12 protein-coding genes and 1 pseudogene are annotated in these 17,461 nt (G+C 70.1%); 3 read left to right on the top strand and 10 right to left on the bottom strand.

Annotation, left to right across the window (positions count from 1 at the left end; genetic code table 11):
* Window positions 1-96 precede the first annotated feature (96 nt).
* Together O7614_RS08725 and O7614_RS08720 are read right to left on the bottom strand one after the other, a co-directional pair.
* The gene (locus O7614_RS08725; protein WP_278137957.1) at window positions 97-936 is read right to left on the bottom strand and encodes a DUF4081 domain-containing GNAT family N-acetyltransferase; all 840 of its coding nucleotides are present in this window, start codon (window positions 934-936) and stop codon (window positions 97-99) included.
* The gene (locus tag O7614_RS08720) at window positions 866-2,206 is read right to left on the bottom strand and encodes an MFS transporter (RefSeq protein ID WP_278137956.1); all 1,341 of its coding nucleotides are present in this window, start codon (window positions 2,204-2,206) and stop codon (window positions 866-868) included. The genes O7614_RS08725 and O7614_RS08720 overlap by 71 nt, the downstream gene beginning before the upstream one ends.
* Window positions 2,207-2,319: 113 nt before the next feature.
* Between O7614_RS08720 and O7614_RS08715 the strand changes: the two genes are divergently transcribed.
* On the top strand, window positions 2,320-2,919 hold the full coding sequence (locus tag O7614_RS08715; protein WP_278137955.1) for a PadR family transcriptional regulator: 600 nt from the start codon (window positions 2,320-2,322) through the stop codon (window positions 2,917-2,919).
* Window positions 2,920-3,104: 185 nt separating this feature from the next.
* On the opposite strand, the gene ispG is transcribed toward O7614_RS08715, so the two are convergent.
* From ispG to O7614_RS08680, 7 genes and pseudogenes are all read right to left on the bottom strand, one after another.
* Window positions 3,105-4,277 carry a flavodoxin-dependent (E)-4-hydroxy-3-methylbut-2-enyl-diphosphate synthase gene (ispG, locus tag O7614_RS08710; protein ID WP_088991003.1) on the bottom strand — a complete coding sequence of 391 codons (1,173 nt, stop codon included), beginning with the start codon at window positions 4,275-4,277 and terminating at the stop codon, window positions 3,105-3,107.
* 9 nt (window positions 4,278-4,286) lie between these two features.
* Complete coding sequence (locus O7614_RS08705; RefSeq protein WP_278137954.1) at window positions 4,287-5,537, bottom strand: site-2 protease family protein; 1,251 nt, start codon at window positions 5,535-5,537, stop codon at window positions 4,287-4,289.
* Complete coding sequence (gene dxr / locus O7614_RS08700; protein WP_278137953.1) at window positions 5,537-6,748, bottom strand: 1-deoxy-D-xylulose-5-phosphate reductoisomerase; 1,212 nt, start codon at window positions 6,746-6,748, stop codon at window positions 5,537-5,539. The genes O7614_RS08705 and dxr overlap by 1 nt, the downstream gene beginning before the upstream one ends.
* Before the next feature lie 182 nt (window positions 6,749-6,930).
* Complete coding sequence (locus O7614_RS08695) at window positions 6,931-7,563, bottom strand: Uma2 family endonuclease (RefSeq protein ID WP_278137952.1); 633 nt, start codon at window positions 7,561-7,563, stop codon at window positions 6,931-6,933.
* Between the two features lie 145 nt (window positions 7,564-7,708).
* Window positions 7,709-8,189 (bottom strand): annotated as a pseudogene (locus O7614_RS08690) (hypothetical protein); the annotation flags it as partial.
* A 319-nt stretch (window positions 8,190-8,508) separates the two neighbouring features.
* Entirely contained in the window at window positions 8,509-12,492 is a 3,984-nt protein-coding gene (locus tag O7614_RS08685) for a CARDB domain-containing protein (RefSeq protein WP_278137951.1), read from the bottom strand.
* Window positions 12,493-12,918: 426 nt separating this feature from the next.
* Window positions 12,919-13,470, bottom strand: a complete 552-nt coding sequence (locus O7614_RS08680; protein ID WP_278137950.1) for a GNAT family N-acetyltransferase — start codon at window positions 13,468-13,470, stop codon at window positions 12,919-12,921.
* 51 nt (window positions 13,471-13,521) lie between these two features.
* Between O7614_RS08680 and O7614_RS08675 the strand changes: the two genes are divergently transcribed.
* Window positions 13,522-14,379 (top strand): YhjD/YihY/BrkB family envelope integrity protein, encoded by an 858-nt coding sequence (locus tag O7614_RS08675; RefSeq protein WP_278137949.1) that lies wholly within the window; start codon window positions 13,522-13,524, stop codon window positions 14,377-14,379.
* Window positions 14,380-14,499: 120 nt separating this feature from the next.
* Here O7614_RS08675 and O7614_RS08670 read toward each other — a convergent pair whose 3' ends face one another.
* The gene (locus O7614_RS08670; RefSeq protein WP_278137948.1) at window positions 14,500-15,663 is read right to left on the bottom strand and encodes an alkaline phosphatase PhoX; all 1,164 of its coding nucleotides are present in this window, start codon (window positions 15,661-15,663) and stop codon (window positions 14,500-14,502) included.
* Window positions 15,664-15,809: 146 nt separating this feature from the next.
* Between O7614_RS08670 and O7614_RS08665 the strand changes: the two genes are divergently transcribed.
* Window positions 15,810-17,402 (top strand): NAD(P)/FAD-dependent oxidoreductase, encoded by a 1,593-nt coding sequence (locus O7614_RS08665; RefSeq protein WP_278137947.1) that lies wholly within the window; start codon window positions 15,810-15,812, stop codon window positions 17,400-17,402.
* Window positions 17,403-17,461: the final 59 nt, after the last annotated feature.

The following is a 17,461-nucleotide window of genomic DNA, read 5'->3' as shown; positions in this document are numbered from 1 at the left end:
GGAAGACAAAACAGGCGGGCCAGCTCGACCCGCGACCACGCGCGCCTGCCAACGTGAAGGGCGGAACGGTCACGGACGACCAGGCACCCGGCGGGGTCAGAACAGGACCGTCGCGAGGGTGCCGATCGGTTGGAAGCCGCAGCGTTCGTAGACCCGGCGGGCCGGGAGGTTGAAGTCGTTGACGTAGAGGCTGACCGTGGGGGCGACCCGCAGCAGCGCGTCGCGGACCACTGCTGCCATGGCCGCCGTGGCGATCCCGCGGCCCCGCCACTCGGGTGCCACCCAGACGCCCTGGACCTGCGCCGTCCGCTTGGTCACCACGGCCAACTCCGCCTTGAAGACGACAGTGCCGTCGACGAAGCGGGCGTACGCCCGACCGGCTCGGACCAGGTCGTTGACCCGCCGGCGGTAGCTACGTCCGCCGTCATCGGCCAGCGGGGAGACACCGACCTCCTCGGTGTACATGGCCACCGCCGCCGGGAAGAGCTTGTCGACCTCTCCGCTACGGACCTGGCGTACCTCCGGGTCGGCAGGTACGGATGGCAGGGTGTCCGTGGCCAGCAGTGGTTGGTTGGGGCGGACGTCTCGCGCTGGCCCCCATGTGTCGGAGAGCCGGTCCCAGAGGCCAAGTACGGCATCGGCCCGGCCGACGATGGAGGAGCACAGCCGTTCCTCGCCGGCGAGCAGGTCGGCGAAGGCGGCCACCGCGGCGTCGCTCGCCAGGACCGGGGTCAGGTTGCCGCCGAGCCAGCACAGCGATTCCAGGTTGCGGCGTGCGCCGTACCCCAGGATTCTGCCTTCGGCCCGCCACCACGAGAGGCCGCGCGCGGCGATTCGCTCGGCGACCTGCGCGCCCGCGAACGGGTCATGGTCGAGGAGTCGCTCGACCGCGCGGCGCTCCGATTCCCCCAGTTGCCGTACCGGCACCGTCAGCACGACTACCAGCCTGCCAGATCGACCCCCTGCTGCGCCGGTCGAGTGACAAGGCCGGCACCGGCTTGGCCGGCTCGCTGGTGGGGCGGGTCCGCTCGGCCCACCGGACGACGGGTGGCACGAGGGCCCCGAGCAGGAGGAACAGCGCACCGAGCACCAGCCAGCCCGGTACGCCCCAGCCGAGGGCGAGGGTGGTCACCACCACCGGGGCGAGCATCTTGCCCAGTTCGTAGCCCATGCCGTAGGTCCCCTGGTACTGCCCCTGGGCGTTGGTCGGCGCGAGCCCGAAGGAGATCGCCCAGCCGGCGGCGGAGTGCCACAGTTCCCCAATCACGTGGGCGAGCGACCCGACGCCGAGCAGGCCCACCGCCCCGGCGGTGGGGAGCGCGCCGCTGGTGGCGAAGAGTACGCAGGCCAGGGCGATGGCGGCGCCGGCTCGACGGGCGGCGCGGGCGGCTGCGGGCACTGTGGCGGCGGCGCCGGCGGCGCGTACCTGGAGGAGGACCACGAGCGCGGTGTTGACCAACGTCAACGCGGAGATCATCCAGATGGGTGCCGTGGTGTGCGAGGCGATCCACAGCGGCAGTGCGATGGGGAGCAGGCTGAAGTGCATGGACATGAGCCCGTCGACAAGGGTGAAGGCCAGGAACGGGCGGTCCCGTAGGGCGATCAGTCGGGGGCCGTGCGTCGGGGCGGCGACCGGGGCGATGCGGGGCAGTCGGAGGAAGACCAGTGCGGCGGCGAGTGACGCCGCTGCGGTGGTCAGGATCAGTGCGACGTACCCGGTCCGGGTGTCGGCGGCGATGGCGAAGCCGCCGAGGACCGCGCCGACGGAGATCCCGACGTTGGTGGTGGCGCGCAGGTAGGCGCGGGTGCGTACCCGCTGGTCGGCCGGGATCGCTCCGGCGATCAACGCGCCCCGGGCGCCGCGCTCGACCGCGTCGGCGAGTGCGGTGGCGGCACCCACCAGTACGAACGTGGGGAAGGACCGGACGGCGATCAGGCCGACGGTGAGGGTGCCGGCGACGATCAGCGCGCCGACCTGTACGCCGCGTGGGCCGACGCGGTCGGCCAGGTAGCCACTCGGCGCGCTGGCCAGGACCCCGACGAGCGCCGAGATGGTCAACCCGATGCCGACCTGGGTCGCCGACAGGCCTACCGATCGGGTGAGGAAGAGGGCGCTGGCGACGAGCCAGAGGCCGCGCCCGACGGTCTTGACCAGGGTTCCGAGGGTGAGGATCCGGGCCGGCCCGGGTGGGGGAAGCAGGCTCATGACCGCGACGTTAGCAAGACGTACGTACGGTTTTCAAGAACGAGGGTTGTCGACGATGCATTGCCGATATATCGTTGATGCATCAGCGACAGTACGAAGAGAGGGAGAACCTGATGAGGTTCCATCGACAGCACCACCCGATGCACGAGGCGCGGATGCGAGGGTTCGGCTTCCCGCCGGTTCCGCCCGGCCCGCACGACCATGGTCACGAGCACGGACACGGCGGCCCCTGGGGCGGCCGGGGTCGCGGCAGAGGTCGAGGTCGGGGGCGACGCCCCAACGTCCGGGCCGCTGTGCTGGCTCTGCTCACCGAGCGGCCGATGCACGGCTACGAGATGATCCAGGAAATCGACTCCCGCACCGGCGGTGCGTGGCGACCGAGCCCCGGGTCGATCTACCCCACCCTCCAGCTACTGGAGGACGAGGGCGTGATCGTCGCCAGCACTGAGGAGTCCGGCGGCGGGCGGAAGCGGTTCACGGTCACCGAGGCCGGGCAGGCAGAGGCCACCGAGGCCGCGCAGACCCCGGCGTGGGCGGACGTCGCCCAGACCACTGTGACCAGTTGGCACGACATCCGCGACTCCGGCGCGCAGGCGATGAACGCTCTGCGCCAGGTCATGATGAACGGCACCGACGACCAACGCGAGCGGGCCGCGCAGGTGCTCGACGAGACGCGACGCAAGCTGTACGCGATCCTCGCCGAATCCGAGTGACCCGAACACCAACGCCGACCCGAACACCAACGTCCGCACGACCAGCGCCGACCAGCGCCGACGTCCGCACGACACCTGCCGGCACGCGCGACCCCCGCGTCGCACACGGCAGCAGGAACGCCATCGGGTACGACGAATGCGGCCGTTCCCCGCACGGGGAACGGCCGCATTTTCCAGATGGAAAATCAGTGCACGGTGACCGTCGGGCCGGTGACCAGCCCGCGCAGCTCCTCGGGCAGTTCGGCGCCCATCTCGTCGGCGATCCGCAGCGCCTCCTCGATCAGCGTCTCCACGATCTGCGCCTCGGGCACCGTCTTGACGACCTGCCCCTTGACGAAGATCTGGCCCTTGCCGTTGCCGGAGGCGACACCGAGGTCGGCCTCGCGGGCCTCGCCGGGACCGTTGACGACGCAACCCATGACGGCGACCCGCAGCGGCACCGGCAGCCCTTCCAGGCCGGCGGTGACCTCCTCGGCGAGCTTGTAGACGTCCACCTGGGCGCGCCCGCAGGACGGGCAGGAGACGATCTCCAGGCCGCGCTCGCGCAGACCGAGGGACTCCAGGATCTGGTTGCCGACCTTGATCTCCTCGACCGGCGGCGCGGACAGCGACACCCGGATGGTGTCGCCGATCCCCTCGGCCAGCAGCGCACCGAAGGCGACCGCCGACTTGATGGTGCCCTGGAACGCCGGCCCGGCCTCGGTGACGCCGAGGTGCAGCGGGTAGTCGCACTGCTCGGCGAGCTGCCGGTACGCGCGGATCATCACGACCGGGTCGTTGTGCTTGACCGAGATCTTGATGTCGCGGAAGCCGTGCTCCTCGAACAGCGAGCACTCCCACAGCGCCGACTCGACGAGCGCTTCGGCGGTGGCCTTGCCGTACTTCGACAGCAGCCGCTTGTCCAGCGAGCCGGCGTTGACGCCGATGCGGATCGGCACCCCCGCGTCCCCGGCGGCGCGGGCGATCTCCTTGACCTTGTCGTCGAACTGGCGGATGTTGCCCGGGTTGACCCGGACCGCGGCGCAGCCGGCGTCGATCGCGGCGAAGACGTACTTGGGCTGGAAGTGGATGTCGGCGATCACCGGGATCTGCGACTTCTTGGCGATCGCGGGCAGCGCTTCGACGTCGTCCTGGGACGGCACGGCCACCCGGACGATCTGGCAGCCGGACGCGGTCAGCTCGGCGATCTGCTGGAGGGTCGCGTTGATGTCGGAGGTGAGGGTCGTGGTCATCGACTGCACGGACACCGGCGCACCGCCACCGACCGGGACCGAACCGACCATGATCTGGCGGCTGGCCCGACGGGGAGCGAGCGGCGGAGGCGGCACGGCTGGCATACCGAGACTGATAGCTGTCACTTCAGGCACTCACCTTGAGAAGAGCGTGATCGGGTTGACGACGTCCGCGGCGATGGTCAGCAGCGTGAACGCGCCACCGATCAGGATCACCGCGTACGTGAAGGGCATCAGTTTGAGGTAGTCCACCCGGCCGGGGTCGGCGCGGCCGATCTTGCTGTAGATCCAGGAGCGGGCGCGTTCGAACCAGGCGACGGCGATGTGGCCGCCGTCCACCGGGAGCAGCGGCAGCAGGTTGAACACGCCGATGAAGAAGTTCAGCGACACGAAGAGCATGAAGAAGACCAGCCAGGCGTTGTTCTCCACCGCTTCGCCGCCGAGTCGGCTGGCGCCGACCACGCTGATCGGGGTGTCGATGTCGCGCTCGCCGCCGGTGAGGGCGGTCCACAGGGCGGGGACCTTCTGCGGGAGACGCTGCAACGCCTCGAAGGTGCCGACGGCGAGCTGACCGGTGAAGTCGGCGGTGGCGCCGAAGGCGCCGACCGGGCCGTACGTCACGCGGGTGGGGGTGCTGGGGACGAGCCCGACGCCGAGCGCGGCCACCGGCGCGACGGTGCCGTTCGGGTCGTCCAGCGGCGGACGTTGGGTCTGCGCGAGCACGGTGCTGGTGGTGCCCGGCTGCCCGTCGCGGACGTACGCGATCTGCGTGGTGTCGCCGGGCTTGAGCCCCCGCAGTGTGGTGAGCAGGTCGCCGTAGGAGTTGACCGGGGTGCCGTTGATCGCGGTGATCCGGTCGCCGTTCTTCAGCTGCGCCTGGGCGGCCGGGCTGGCGGCGTCGCCGGGGGCGCAGGCGCGCACCGAGTTCTCCGCCACCACGCAGTCACTGAGTCGGATGACGGCCGGCTCCTGGCGGGCCTGCGCGTCGGTGGTCGGGAAGTCCGGGTTGGGCAGGCCGGCGGAGACGGCGAGGATCCAGATCGTGACCAGGGCGAGCGCGAAGTGCGTGATCGACCCGGCGGCCATCACGATCGTCCGCTTCCAGACCGGGTAGCGCCACATCACCCGCGACTCGTCGCCCGGCTCGACGTCGTCGTCCTGCGGGGTCATCCCGACGATCTTGCAGAAGCCGCCGAGGGGGATGCCCTTGAGGCCGTACTCGGTCTCACCCCGCTTGAACGACCAGATCGTGGGGCCGAAGCCGACGAAGTACTTCGTGACCTTCATCCCGAACGCCTTGGCGGTCAGCAGGTGCCCCGCCTCGTGCAGGCTCACCGAGATGAGAATGGCCAGGGCGAAGAGGACCACCCCGAGCAGGTACGACATCAAGCTCCTTCCACCGAACCCGCGATGATCTCCTGCGCGTGCGCGCGTGCCCACGACTCGGCCGCGAGCACGTCCTCGACGGTACCTGGTTCGCCGAAGTCCGGAGCCTCCTCCAACACGCGTTCGAGGGTGTCGACGATGCCGAGGAACGGCAGCCGGCCCGCCACGAACGCCTCGACGCACTCCTCGTTCGCCGCGTTGTAGATCGCCGGGCGGCTGCGTCCGGCCTCGCCGGCGGCCTTGGCCAGCGCGACGGCCGGGAACGCCTCGTCGTCGAGCGGCGCGAACTCCCAGGTGTGCGCGGCCGTCCAGTCGACGGCGGTGGCGGCCTCCGGCACCCGGTCCGGCCAGCCGATGCCGAGCGCGATCGGCAGCCGCATGTCCGGTGGGCTGGCCTGGGCGATCGTCGACCCGTCGACGAACTCGACCATCGAGTGGATCACCGACTGCGGGTGCACCATCACGGTGATGTCGGCATACGGCACGTCGAACAGCTCGTGCGCCTCGATCACCTCAAGAGCCTTGTTGACCATGGTCGCTGAGTTGATCGTGACGACCGGCCCCATGTTCCAGGTGGGGTGCGCGAGCGCCTGCTCAGGTGTGACCTGCGTCAACTCGTCGCGTCGCCGGCCCCGGAACGGACCGCCGCTGGCCGTCACGATCAGCCGGCGCACCTCACCGCGCGTACCGGAGCGCAGACACTGGGCCAGCGCCGAATGCTCCGAGTCGACCGGCACGATCTGCCCCGGCCGCGTCACCGCGGCCTTGACCAGCGGGCCGCCGGCCACGAGCGACTCCTTGTTGGCAAGCGCGAGGGTACGACCAGCACCCAGCGCGGCCAGCGTAGGAGCGAGGCCCAGCGAGCCGACCACCCCGTTGAGCACGATGTCGCACGGCCACTGGGCCAGCTCGGCCATCGCGTCCGGCCCGGCCACGATCTTGGGAAGCTTGAAGTCACCGGTGGCCCACCCACGCCGACTCGCCTCCGCGTAGAACGCGAGCTGGAGATCCTGCGCGGCGGACGCCCGAGCCACCCCGACCGCGTCGACGCCCAGCTCCAGGGCCTGCGCGGCGAGCAGCTCGACGTTGCCACCACCCGCGCCCACGGCGACCACCCGGAACCGGTCCGGGTTACGCCGGACGATGTCGATGGCCTGCGTACCGATCGAACCTGTGGACCCGAGCAGAACAAGATCGCGGGGTGAAGTCACGAGCCCATTCTTCCCCACCGTCACTGCAAGCCCGCTGGGAGCCTCAGCCCTCCCCCGCGCCGTCCCGCCCCGCTGCGCCCGCCCTCGCGCCCACCCTTGATCAACACCACATCGCCGATCTAGCCGTAACCCCGCTACCCGACACCCCCACCTCGCCGACCTTGTGTCGATCAAGGGGCGGCTCAGCCCTCCTCGGCCGGCTCCTCCTCGTCCAGCAACTCGGCCGGATCAATGGAGAACTCGAACGGCTCCCGCATCGCGAAGGTGCTCCCTGCCGCAGCGGCGGCCAACGGCCGGTACTCGCCGTCGGACAGCTCGAACAGGGCCATGGTCGGCACCCGGTTACGCAGGTCCACCCGGAGGAAGAACGGCACCCCGACGGCGGCGTACTCCCGAGGTCTGTCGATCACGTCTTTGCGCCGATTAACTGGCGAGACGATCTCCCCCAACAACACCGCCTCGGCGATGGGGACCGTCGTGCGGCCACCCCCGGATTTACGCAGCACAGCGATGTCCGGAATGAAGAGATCCTCTCCGGAGATGACGTTGATCTCCGGATAGACCCAGAATCCGGCCTTCCGCGCAGCGCGGTGCAGCACGTACGGCAACTCCCGCTCGACCGACTGATGATCGATTCCCGCGTGTGGTGTCACGATCACGCTTCCGCTCAGGACCTCAACCTTGGGGCCGTTGGTCTCCGGCAACAGGTCGAGGGCGAGCTGCGCAGTCCAGGGTTCGTCGTGCCACCGCAGCACGTCGAACGACGGCTCGGTGTGCTGCGGCGCCGGCTCCGGCGCGAACGCGGCCTGGGCCATCCGGCTCACCCCCTCAGCGGGACATTCTGCTCAGCTCAGCCTAGCCACCGCAGCCCCAGTTGCGCGTCATCGCACACCCAGTCCGACCTGTTTGCCACCTCTACCAGCAGCACTTCTGCCACTGATCGGTCGACAAGGGGGTTGGGGACAGCGTGCCCAGGTTCGGGTTGCTCAGGTTCGGCGTGGCGGCAAAGCCCCACCGCTGCGCGGGTGACCCATTGCACCCGTACAACTGCAAAGGCTGGTTCGGGACGGCCAACCCACGACTGAGGTCGACGCACGTGTTGGCCGGGCCGACGTACGAGCTCCGGCCCTTGGTGCCCTCGCCGACGATCCGCTCGACCTGGCCGTCGTACGTCCACGACAGGGTCTGCTGGTCACCGTTCTGGAGGGAGGTGACGGACTTCGTCTCGCCGGTCAGCTCGTACAACCGCTCGGCGGCCGCGATCGCGGCGCCGGCCGGGGCTGGTTCCCGTCGGCCTTGCCATAGGTGTACGTGGTGGTGGCGTCCTTGGCGCCTGGTTCTTGGCGGTCCAGGCCGTCTTCACCTGGCCGAGCGAGCACTGGAAGCACTGCCGCTCCGCGATGCCGGTCGCCTCCTCGCGGATCGCGAGGACGTTGCCGGCGTCGACAGGCAGTACGTATCGCAATCCGGCTCAAGGGCCAGCAGCTCGACGTACTCGTCTCCATGCCAGCGAGCCATCGCGCAGAGCGCCGGCCAGAGCTCCCGGGGTGAGGAGGGCATCGAACTCGCAGAACAGTGACTCCCGCCAATCGCACGGAAGACCGCGCGAGTGGTTCGTGCAGATCTTGGAAGGAAATCGCCCCTCCAGGGGCCGGATTCTTCCAAGATCTCGGTGAACGAGCTGGCGTTGACCCCTGCCACGACGAACGTCGGGGTGTCCGCACCATGCGGACACCCCGACGTCACTTAACAAATGTCGATCAGGGGGTGATGACGAACTGTGAGCCCGGCTGGATGACGATGTTGCCGTCGGCCGAGTTGGTGATGGTCACGTTCGTCAGGTTGGCGTTGCCGCGGGCGCCGCTCATCGCGAGGATGCCGGCGCCGTTGTTGGACTTGTCGATCCGCACGTTGGTGATGGCGACGTTCGGCATGTTGCCGCCACCGTTCTTGAACTGGATGCCGTCGTACGTCGAATCGATGATGTCGGTGTCACGGATGGTGACCCCGACGATGTCCCGGGTGGAGGGGAAGAGGGTGATGGCACCGAACTCCTGGTCCTCGTTCCAGAATGCGCCGCCGGTGCGGTAGAGCCCGTTGTTGGCGATCAGCGTCGTGCCGGAGAACGGCAGCGGGTCGTGGTCGGTCGCCAGCATGATGCCCGGGTAGTTCGCGGTGTCGTAGATCAGGTTGTTCTCGATCGAGTTGTCGTAGCCGCCGTAGATGGCGATGCCGTTCGCCCGCCAGGGCAACTGGATGGTGTTGTTGACGAAGTGGTTGTCGTGGGCGATGTCGACGTTGCGGTCCTTCACGTACGGGTTGGCCCAGACGGCGAGCGCGTCGTCGCCCGTGGTGCGGAACGACGAGTTGAACACCCGCGAGTTGCGCGTGCCGTTGCTGAAGTTGATGCCGTCGGCGTACGTGTTGCGGATCCGCATACCGCTGAACTCCAGCCCGTCGGCCGGCCCCCACAGGTCGGGGATGTTGTCGTAGTCCCGGCCGACCCAGACACCCACGTTGGCGTGCTCGATCCACACGTTGCTGATCTTGGTGCCGGTGCCGAAGCGACCGTTCAGGCCCACGCCACCCTCGGCGTTGCCGTCACCACCACGAATCCGGCCCGAGCCGAAGATGGCGATGTCGGAGATCTGGGTGTTCTTGTCGATGTCGAAGCCGAAGTTGCCCTCGTGCGGGTGGTTGATGCCGCCCACCACGTTCTGCGGCTCGGTCAGCGTGTACAGCTGCGAGTGCCACATGCCGGCGCCCCGGATGGTGACGTTGCTGATGCCGACCTGGTTGTGCGTACCCCGGTTCAGCGGGTCGTCGGTCAGGATCTTCTGCTCCTGCCGCCACTGCCCGGCGGGAATCCACACGCAGCCGATGACGCCGTTCTGGTCGTCGGTCACCGCCCGCTGGATGGCGGCGGTGTCGTCGAGCCCGTCGTTCGGGACCGCACCGTACGCGGTGATCGAGGTGCAGCCGGCCGGCTGGCTCGCGGGCGGTGCCACCTGCTCCAGGTCGATCATGTCGATGACGTAGAACGAGGCGGTGTCACCCGAGTCGCGCTGCAACTTGAAGCGGGTGCCGGCCGGGTACGACTGCGCCAGCAGCGCGTTCGACTCGTCGAAGAGCCGCCGGGCGTCGGCCTGCGGGGTGTTGGTCAGCGCCTCCGGCCCGTCGGTGTTGCCGTAGAGCCAGCTGTGCTTCGACGACAGGGTCAACTTCCGGGAGAAGACGTCGTTGACGTAGAGGCTGATGGTCGCCTCGATGCCGCCACCGCCGGGAGCGTCCGGGATGGAGTTGCGCACCACTATGGAGTTGGCCTGGTTGGCCGAGGTGAACTCCACGAACTGGCCGGTGCTGGTGAGCCGTACCGACTTGCGGCCCGAGGACTCGCTGGCGAAGTTGGTGTGGCCGAAGGTGCGCAGCGGGTCGGCCTCCAGCAGCGTGCCCTGGTAACGACCGGCCTCCGCCTCGTAGGAGGTGTATGGGACGGCTGCCCCGCGCCCGACCACTATCGACTGGCTGAACGCGTTGTTGGTCTCGTTGGTCTCGGCGACCACGTTGGTGGCGTCAGCGGTGGCGGTGAGGGTGGCACCGCCGCTGGTGGCGGTCCAACTGCCGCTGACGGCCACGGTGACCGTCGCGCCGGCCGCGATCGAGGCGGTGTTGGTGTTGAGGGTGGTGCTGCCCGCCACCAACCGGGTGACTGTCGTCGCGCCGGTCGCGGTGGTACCCCGGTTGCGGACCGCCACGGTGAAGGTGACGGACGCCCCGACCGCCGGGTTCGGCGGGTTGGAGGCGATGCTGAGCACCTGGAGGTCCGGGCCCGGGGCCTGCGCCACGACAAGGGGCGACGGTGCGGTGAGGCTGTTGTTGCCGTTGTTCTGCTCGACGATCGTGTTCGTCGGGTCGACCACCGCCGAGACGGCGTAACTGCCCATCGGCCGCGTACCGGCGTTGAACGACACGGTGGTCGAGGCGCCCGCGGCGAGCGCGCCCACAGTGGCGCTGCCCACGACCGCGCCGGCCAGGCTGAAGTTGACTGTGGTGGCCGCCGCGGCGGCGGATCCGATGTTCTGCACCACCGCCGACAAGGTCACCTGGCTGACCTCGCTGGGCGACGACGGCGACCAGCTCAGCGAGCTGACCACCAGGTCCGGGTTGGGTGCCGGCGTACCGCACACCTCAAGCTCCGCGACCTGCCCGGACGGTGCGCCGGTGTTGCCGGTGAACCGCAACTGCACGTCCGCGGTGGTCGCGCTGACCGGGATGGTCACCACGTTGGTGCCCTGCACGAACTGGTAGGCCGCCGCCGACACCAGACTGGTGTACGACGACGACGCCTGGTCGCGGCCGAGGACCTGGATGGTCTGGGTACGCGTACCCCAGGCCGAGTCCGGGTTGAGCTTGACGGTGACACCGGAGATCGAGTGGTTCGCGCCCAGCGCCACTGTCAGGTTCTGCGGGTAGCTCGCCGCGCCCTCCCAGTAGGTGCCGAGCTGCCCGTCGTTCGCCTTGTCCGGGGTGAAGCTGAAGGTGGAGCCGCTCGCTGTCATGCTCTTGCCCTGCGCCACGTTGGTGCAGGCAGGCGGGTTGCTGCCGGTCCGGGTGACGGTGTTGCTGTTGCCGGACAGGTTGCCGGCGCCGTCACGGGCCCGGACGTAGTAGGAGACGGTGGCCGTCGCCGGCTGGGTGTCCTGGTAGGTGAGGACGGTGCCCAGCGTCGCGATCAGGTTGCCACCCCGGTAGACGTTGTAGCCGGCCAGGCCACTGCCACCGGAGTCGGTGGAGGCACCCCAGTTCAGCGTGATCGTGCTGCCCGACGTGCTCTGCGACAGCGTCCCCGGGACGCTCGGCGCGGTGGTGTCGCCACTGCCCGTGCGGGTGACCGTGTTGCTGTTACCGGACAGGTTGCCGGCGGCGTCGCGCGCCCGGACGTAGTACGACACCGTCGCCGTGACCGGCTGGGTGTCGTTGAAGGTGGTCACGTTCCCGACGGACTGGAGGAACGCGCCGTTGCGGTAGACGTCGTAGCCGGCGATGCCGCTGCCGCCCGCGTTGTCGGTCGACGCGACCCAGTTGAGGCTGATGGTGGTGCCCGACTGGGTGTACGAGAGGCTGCCCGGGACGCTCGGCGCGGTGGTGTCCGGGGTGGTGCCTCCGCTGCCGTACACCTCCAGCTCGGAGAGCTGCCCCGCCGGCCAGCCGCTGTTCGCGGTGACGGTGATCCGCACGTAGCGGGTGGAGGTCGCGCTGAAGTTGATCGTGACAGTGCTGCCGCTCGCCGGGTTGAAGGTGTACGTCTGCGACCCGACCAGATCGGTGAAGGACGAACCGTTGGTGCTGCCCCGCACGCTCAACGTCTGCGTCCGGGTCGCCCAGCCGTTCGTCGGCAGCTTCAGCACGACCTGGTTGACGCTCTGCGCTGCGCCGAGGTCGACCTGTACCCACTGCGGGAACGCGTTGTTGACGCTCTCCCAGTAGCTGCCCGCGTTGCCGTCGACGACCTTCGACGAGTCGTAGACGTCGGCGTGGCCGCTCTCCTGGGTGGGCCGGCCCTGGGCGAGGTTGGTGGCAGCCGGGGCGAAGTCGCTGCTCGGCGCGGCCGCCGTGTCGGCGGGGCGGGCAGCTTCGGCGGGGCGGGCGGCGGCCGGGATCGCGACGGCGGTCGCCCCGGCCGTGGCGACCAGCGCGGCGGCAGCTGTGGCCGCCACCATCCTGAACAGATTCGTTCGTCTCATGACTGTCCTGTCGTCGGGGGACGGTTGCCGCGGGCGGGGGTGACCACGGGTGGGGTGAGCGGCAGTACAGCGGCATGCGAAGACGTCAAGCCGGGTCTTCCGAGCTGATGCACGAAAACAAGCACGACTTTGTCGAAATCTTGCATGGCTTTGCCCAGAGGTTACTGATGTGCTACGGGAGCGTCAACACTTCGACCAGCGTGACTATTTACGGTCTTGCACGCGCCACACGTCGTCGGGCGGCTGGACGTCACCGGCCGCGAGGCCGCGAGGAGGGCAGGCGGCAGGGCGGACAGCACGTTGAGCCGTATCGGCCGCGAGTGCGGAGGCGCGCAGCGCGGGGCGCGGCGCGGCCGGGTGCGCACGGCGGGAGCAGGCCCGGGGTGCCGGATTGGCATCCGGACCTGCGACCTTCGAGGACAGTGATCAGCCGCCCGGCGCCGCGCGGACGAAGGTCTCCAACAACTCGCCGCCGTACCAGTCGGTGCGCTGGCCCACGTGCGTCATGCCGAGTCGCCGGCAGACCGCCATCGACGGCTCGTTGCCCGGCGACACCACGGCGTAGATCTCCTGGGTACCGGCTGCGAACTCCCGGGCCAGCAGCGCCCGAGCGGCTTCGGTGGCGTACCCGTGACCCCACGAGTCCGGGTGCAGGTGCCAACCCGTCTCGATGTCCCCGGTCCGCACCGCCTCGTCGATGCCCGGTAGCGGCTTGAGCAGCACGGTGCCCGCCACCAGGCCGGTGTCGCGAACCTCGATCGCCCAGGTGCCGTACCGACCGCCGTCGGCGGCGCGCCGGTCCCGCCAGACCTGCAGCCGCTCGACCGCCTGCGCCGGGTCGGTCATTGGCAGGCCCGGTGACACGGCCAGCCAGCGAGTGATCTCCGGGCGGGAGTAGATGTCGTAGATCCGGGCGAGATCGGCCGGCTCGTCGGTCCAATCGCGCAGGATGAGGCGTTCGGTGGTGAGAACAGTCATGACCGGCGATCTTAAGGAGTGGCGACCCCGACGACCGGGAAGGAGACGGCGATGGGCAACGGATGGCAGCGAACGAAGCGGATCACCAGCGCCGCGTTCCGCCCGGTGCGCGGGCGGGATCTGTCGCTACACGCCGCCGCGATCACCTTCTACGGGGCGATCGCGGTGGTGCCGGTCGCCCTGCTGGCGATCTGGCTCACCGCGCTGGTGGCCGGGGCCGACCGGGTCCGCCGGCTCACCTCGCACGCCGTGGAGGCCCTGCCCACCGCGATCGGCGCACCCCGGGCGGTGGACGCGCTGGTCAACGCCGGAGTGGAGTTGACCCCGCTGCTGGCGCTGGCCTCCCTGCTGCCGGCCTCGCTGTACGGCGAGGGTCTGCGCCGGGCATTCGTGTCGGTTGCCGCGCCCCGCTCCGACGAGCACCTGGTCGGCTGGCGGGGCCGGCTCCTGCTGCTGCCACTGCTCGCGCCGGCCCCCGCACTGCTGCTCTCCATCCTGCTGGCGCTTCCGCTCACCACCCGCCTCGTACGGCAGGGCGGTTGGTTGGGTGTGCTCGGCGTGGTGCTGTCGTTCCTGGCGGTCTGGCTGGTGCTCACGCCGGTGCTGATGTGGGTGTTCCGGGTGGTCGGGCCGGCCTCACCGGACTGGCTCTCCACCCTCGGGGTCGGGTCGTTCACCGCCGCGAACCTCTCCGGCTTCCTGCACGGCTTCGTGCTCTTCGCCTCGCTTCCGCTGGACCTGGGGGTGCCTTTCGGCGGCTTCGACGAGATCGGTGCCGGCGTGGCCGTGCTCCTCTGGCTCTACCTGTTCCACGTGATCGTCCTGGCCGGCTACTCCGCCACCCTGGCCCTCTCCACCTGGCGCACCAACCGCGCCGCCCGCCCCGCCACCCCCGCCCAGTCGGGTTGATCATGAAGTTATCGCCATCGACGTCGGCGAGTCGTGGCAATAACTTCATGATCACCGAGGCAACGGGGGTGGGGGTGGGGTGGGGTGGGGTGGGGTGGGGTGGGGTGGGGTGGGGTGGGGTCAGCGGCGGAAGGGGCCTTGGATCTCGTAGGTGATGCCGTTGGCACCGGTTGACGCACCGCTGGTGCCGCGCTGGGAGGAGAAGTACAGGCGGGAGCCGTCCGGGGAGAAGGCCGGGCCGGTGATCTCCGACGACGACTGCCCGATGATCCGCACGACGGGCGCCACCACGCCGGCCGGCGTGATGACGTTGATTTCCATGTTGCCGCCGTCCTCGGCGACGTAGAGGTCGCCGGAGGCGGTGCCCGTGATGTTGTCCACCCCGGTCAGCGGTGCCGCGCCCGCCGGCACCAACGAGTCGTCGTACGCCAGGTCGAGACGCTGGTTGACCGCGTCGTACGCCCAGACCCGGTTGTCGCCCTTGGTGGTGAACCAGCAGGTGCCCCGGTCGTACCAGCAGCCCTCACCGCCGTCGAAGTGCTTCGCGGCACCCACCTGGAGTCGGGTGGGGATCGGGAAGCCGTCCCGGTCCGGGACGTCCCGCCAGGTGACCGGCCCGGCGACCTGGTCGGCGGGTGCGCAGAGCACCTGCACCCGCCCGGTACGCAGGTCGCCCCAGGTGTCCGGCACGAAGCGGTAGAAGCAGCCGTCCTCCTCGTCCTCGGTCAGGTAGACCACCCTGCGGTCCGGGTCGCAGGCGGCGGCCTCGTGGGTGAACCGGCCCATCCGGGTCCGCTCCTCGGCCGACCGGCTGCCGTCCGGCCAGGTCTCGAAGACCCGACCGAGCGGCACCTCCTCGCAGGAGAGCCAGGTGCCCCACGGGGTGGCGCCACCGGCGCAGTTGACGTTCGTGCCACCGAGAATCCGGTACGCCGAGACGACCGAACCATCCGCGCCGAAGCGGACCGCCGACGCGCCCCCGACGAACGGGACCTCCGAGTTCGACACGTAGATCCAGCCGTCGCCGGCGGGGAAACAGGCGCCGCCGTCCGGGGCCCAGTGCCAGAGGTACGAGGTGCCGGTGACCCGCTGTCCGGAACGAGCGATCACCCGACTGGTGAAACCGGCCGGCAACTGGATGCCGTTGACGTCGGCCGCCAACAGGTCCCCGTACGGGCCGGGGCCGGGCTGGGCGGGCGCGGCCAGCGCGGCCCCGGCCCAGAGGCTGCCGGAGAAAGCGGCGGCACCGGCGACGGCGGAACGCAGGACGGTACGACGGTCCATCGGTGAACCTCCCGGAGTGGTCGATGTCCAACCGACGGTAGGACCACACCGGCATCGATCACAGCCACTGCCCGGTGAACGAGCGGTGACGGCTGGGCGGGCGAAGGGCTGACCTGGCCGGGCGGCGCGGACTAGGCTGCCGCGGCATGAGCAGTGAGATTCCGGCCCGCGCCGACGTCGTGATCGTCGGTGCCGGGCACAACGGCCTGGTCTCCGCAGTACTGCTGGCCCGCGCCGGGCTGGACGTCCTGGTGCTGGAGGCCGCCGACGTGATCGGTGGCGCGACCCGCACCGAGAGCCCGTTCCCGAAGGTGCCGGGCCTGCGCCACTCCACCGGCTCGTACCTGCTCGGACTGATGCCGCCGGAGCTGCTCGCCACCCTCGACGTACGGATCCCGGTGCTGCGCCGCGACCCGCACTACTTCCTGCCCACCCCGGGCGGCCTCGGCTCGCCGTACCTGCTCTTCGGCAGTGACACCGCCGCGACCCGGGCGCAGCTCGCCGAGTTCTTCTCCCCCGCCGACGTGGCCGCCGACGACGCCATGCAGGCCGAGCTGGCGGCGCTGCGCGAGGACCTCGCGCCGGCCTGGCTGGCCGAGCCGCTCAACGTCCAGGAGACCGCCGAGCGGCACGTCCGACCGGCCCTGCGGCAGGTCTTCGTCGACCTCGTCAAGGGCTCGGTCGCCGACTACCTGGCCCGGTTCGAGTTCCGCTCCGAGCTGTTGGTCAGCATGTACGCGGTCACCGACGGGCTGTCCGGCCTCAACGCCGGCCCGGACGACCCCGGCACCGGCCACAACTTCCTCGTCCACAACATGTGCCGACTCCCGGGCTCGGGCGGCACCTGGATGATCGCCGAGGGTGGGATGGGCACCGTCTCGCGGACGTTCGCCGAGGCCGCCCGCGCCGCCGGGGCGACCATCCTGACCGGTACGCCGGTGAGCGCGGTGACAGTGGACGGCGGCGCGGCGAGCGGAGTGGTGCTGGCCGACGGCCGACAGGTCGCCGCCCGTGTGGTGCTCGGCGCGTGTGACCCGTACCGGCTGATGGACCTGTTGCCCGACGGCGCGCTCCCGGCGCCACTCGGCGAGCGGATGGCGGCGGTCCGCCGCCCCGGCACCACCCTCAAACTCAACCTGGCGCTCACCGGGCTGCCCCGGTTCTCCTGCCTGCCGGCCGGCACGCCGAGCCCGTTCGGCTCGACCATCCACCTGCTGCCCGGTTCCGCCTCGCTGGTCGGCGGGGAGGCCACCTCACCGATGACCGCGCTGCGGGCGATGTGGGCGGACGTGCAGGCCGGGCGACTGCCGGCGGAGCCGACCATCGAGTGGTACCTGCACACCACCGTCGACCCTTCGCTCTCCGACGCCGCCGGGCACCACTCGTCGGCGCTGTTCGTCCAGTCGGTCCCCTACGAACTGGCCGGCACGACCTGGGACGCGGAGCTGCCCGGCTACGTCGACCGGCTGGTCGAGATCGTCGAGCGGTACGCCCCCGGCACCGGTGACCTGATCGCCGACGCGGTGCCACTGCCCCCGCCCGGCATCGAGGAGCACTTCGGCATCACCGGCGGGCACATCCACCACGTCGACAACACCGTCTCGTTCACCGACCGGATGCCGTACGCCACCGGCATCGACGGCGTGTACGCGGGCAGCGCCGGGTGCCACCCGGCCGGCAGCGTCATCGGCGCCGCCGGCCACAACGCCGCCCGCCGAATCCTCACCGACCTCACCTAAGCCACAACGACATCCCATCCCGCCCCGCCCGCCCCCTGACCCCGTCGATCATGGAGTTG

The sequence above is a fragment of the Micromonospora sp. WMMD961 genome, assembly GCF_029626145.1.
GTDB lineage: Bacteria > Actinomycetota > Actinomycetes > Mycobacteriales > Micromonosporaceae > Micromonospora.
The sequence above is the reverse complement of the archived record's forward strand: the minus strand, read 5'-3'. Positions and strand labels throughout refer to the sequence as shown.

Coding starts and splice junctions, on each gene's coding strand:
- O7614_RS08720 (WP_278137956.1), bottom strand. CDS start 2,206: ATGAGCCTGCTTCCCCCACCCGGGCCGGCCCGGATCCTCACCCTCGGA.
- O7614_RS08715 (WP_278137955.1), top strand. CDS start 2,320: ATGAGGTTCCATCGACAGCACCACCCGATGCACGAGGCGCGGATGCGA.
- O7614_RS08705 (WP_278137954.1), bottom strand. CDS start 5,537: ATGTCGTACCTGCTCGGGGTGGTCCTCTTCGCCCTGGCCATTCTCATC.
- O7614_RS08695 (WP_278137952.1), bottom strand. CDS start 7,563: ATGGCCCAGGCCGCGTTCGCGCCGGAGCCGGCGCCGCAGCACACCGAG.
- O7614_RS08685 (WP_278137951.1), bottom strand. CDS start 12,492: ATGAGACGAACGAATCTGTTCAGGATGGTGGCGGCCACAGCTGCCGCC.
- O7614_RS08680 (WP_278137950.1), bottom strand. CDS start 13,470: ATGACTGTTCTCACCACCGAACGCCTCATCCTGCGCGATTGGACCGAC.
- O7614_RS08675 (WP_278137949.1), top strand. CDS start 13,522: ATGGGCAACGGATGGCAGCGAACGAAGCGGATCACCAGCGCCGCGTTC.
- O7614_RS08670 (WP_278137948.1), bottom strand. CDS start 15,663: ATGGACCGTCGTACCGTCCTGCGTTCCGCCGTCGCCGGTGCCGCCGCT.
- O7614_RS08665 (WP_278137947.1), top strand. CDS start 15,810: ATGAGCAGTGAGATTCCGGCCCGCGCCGACGTCGTGATCGTCGGTGCC.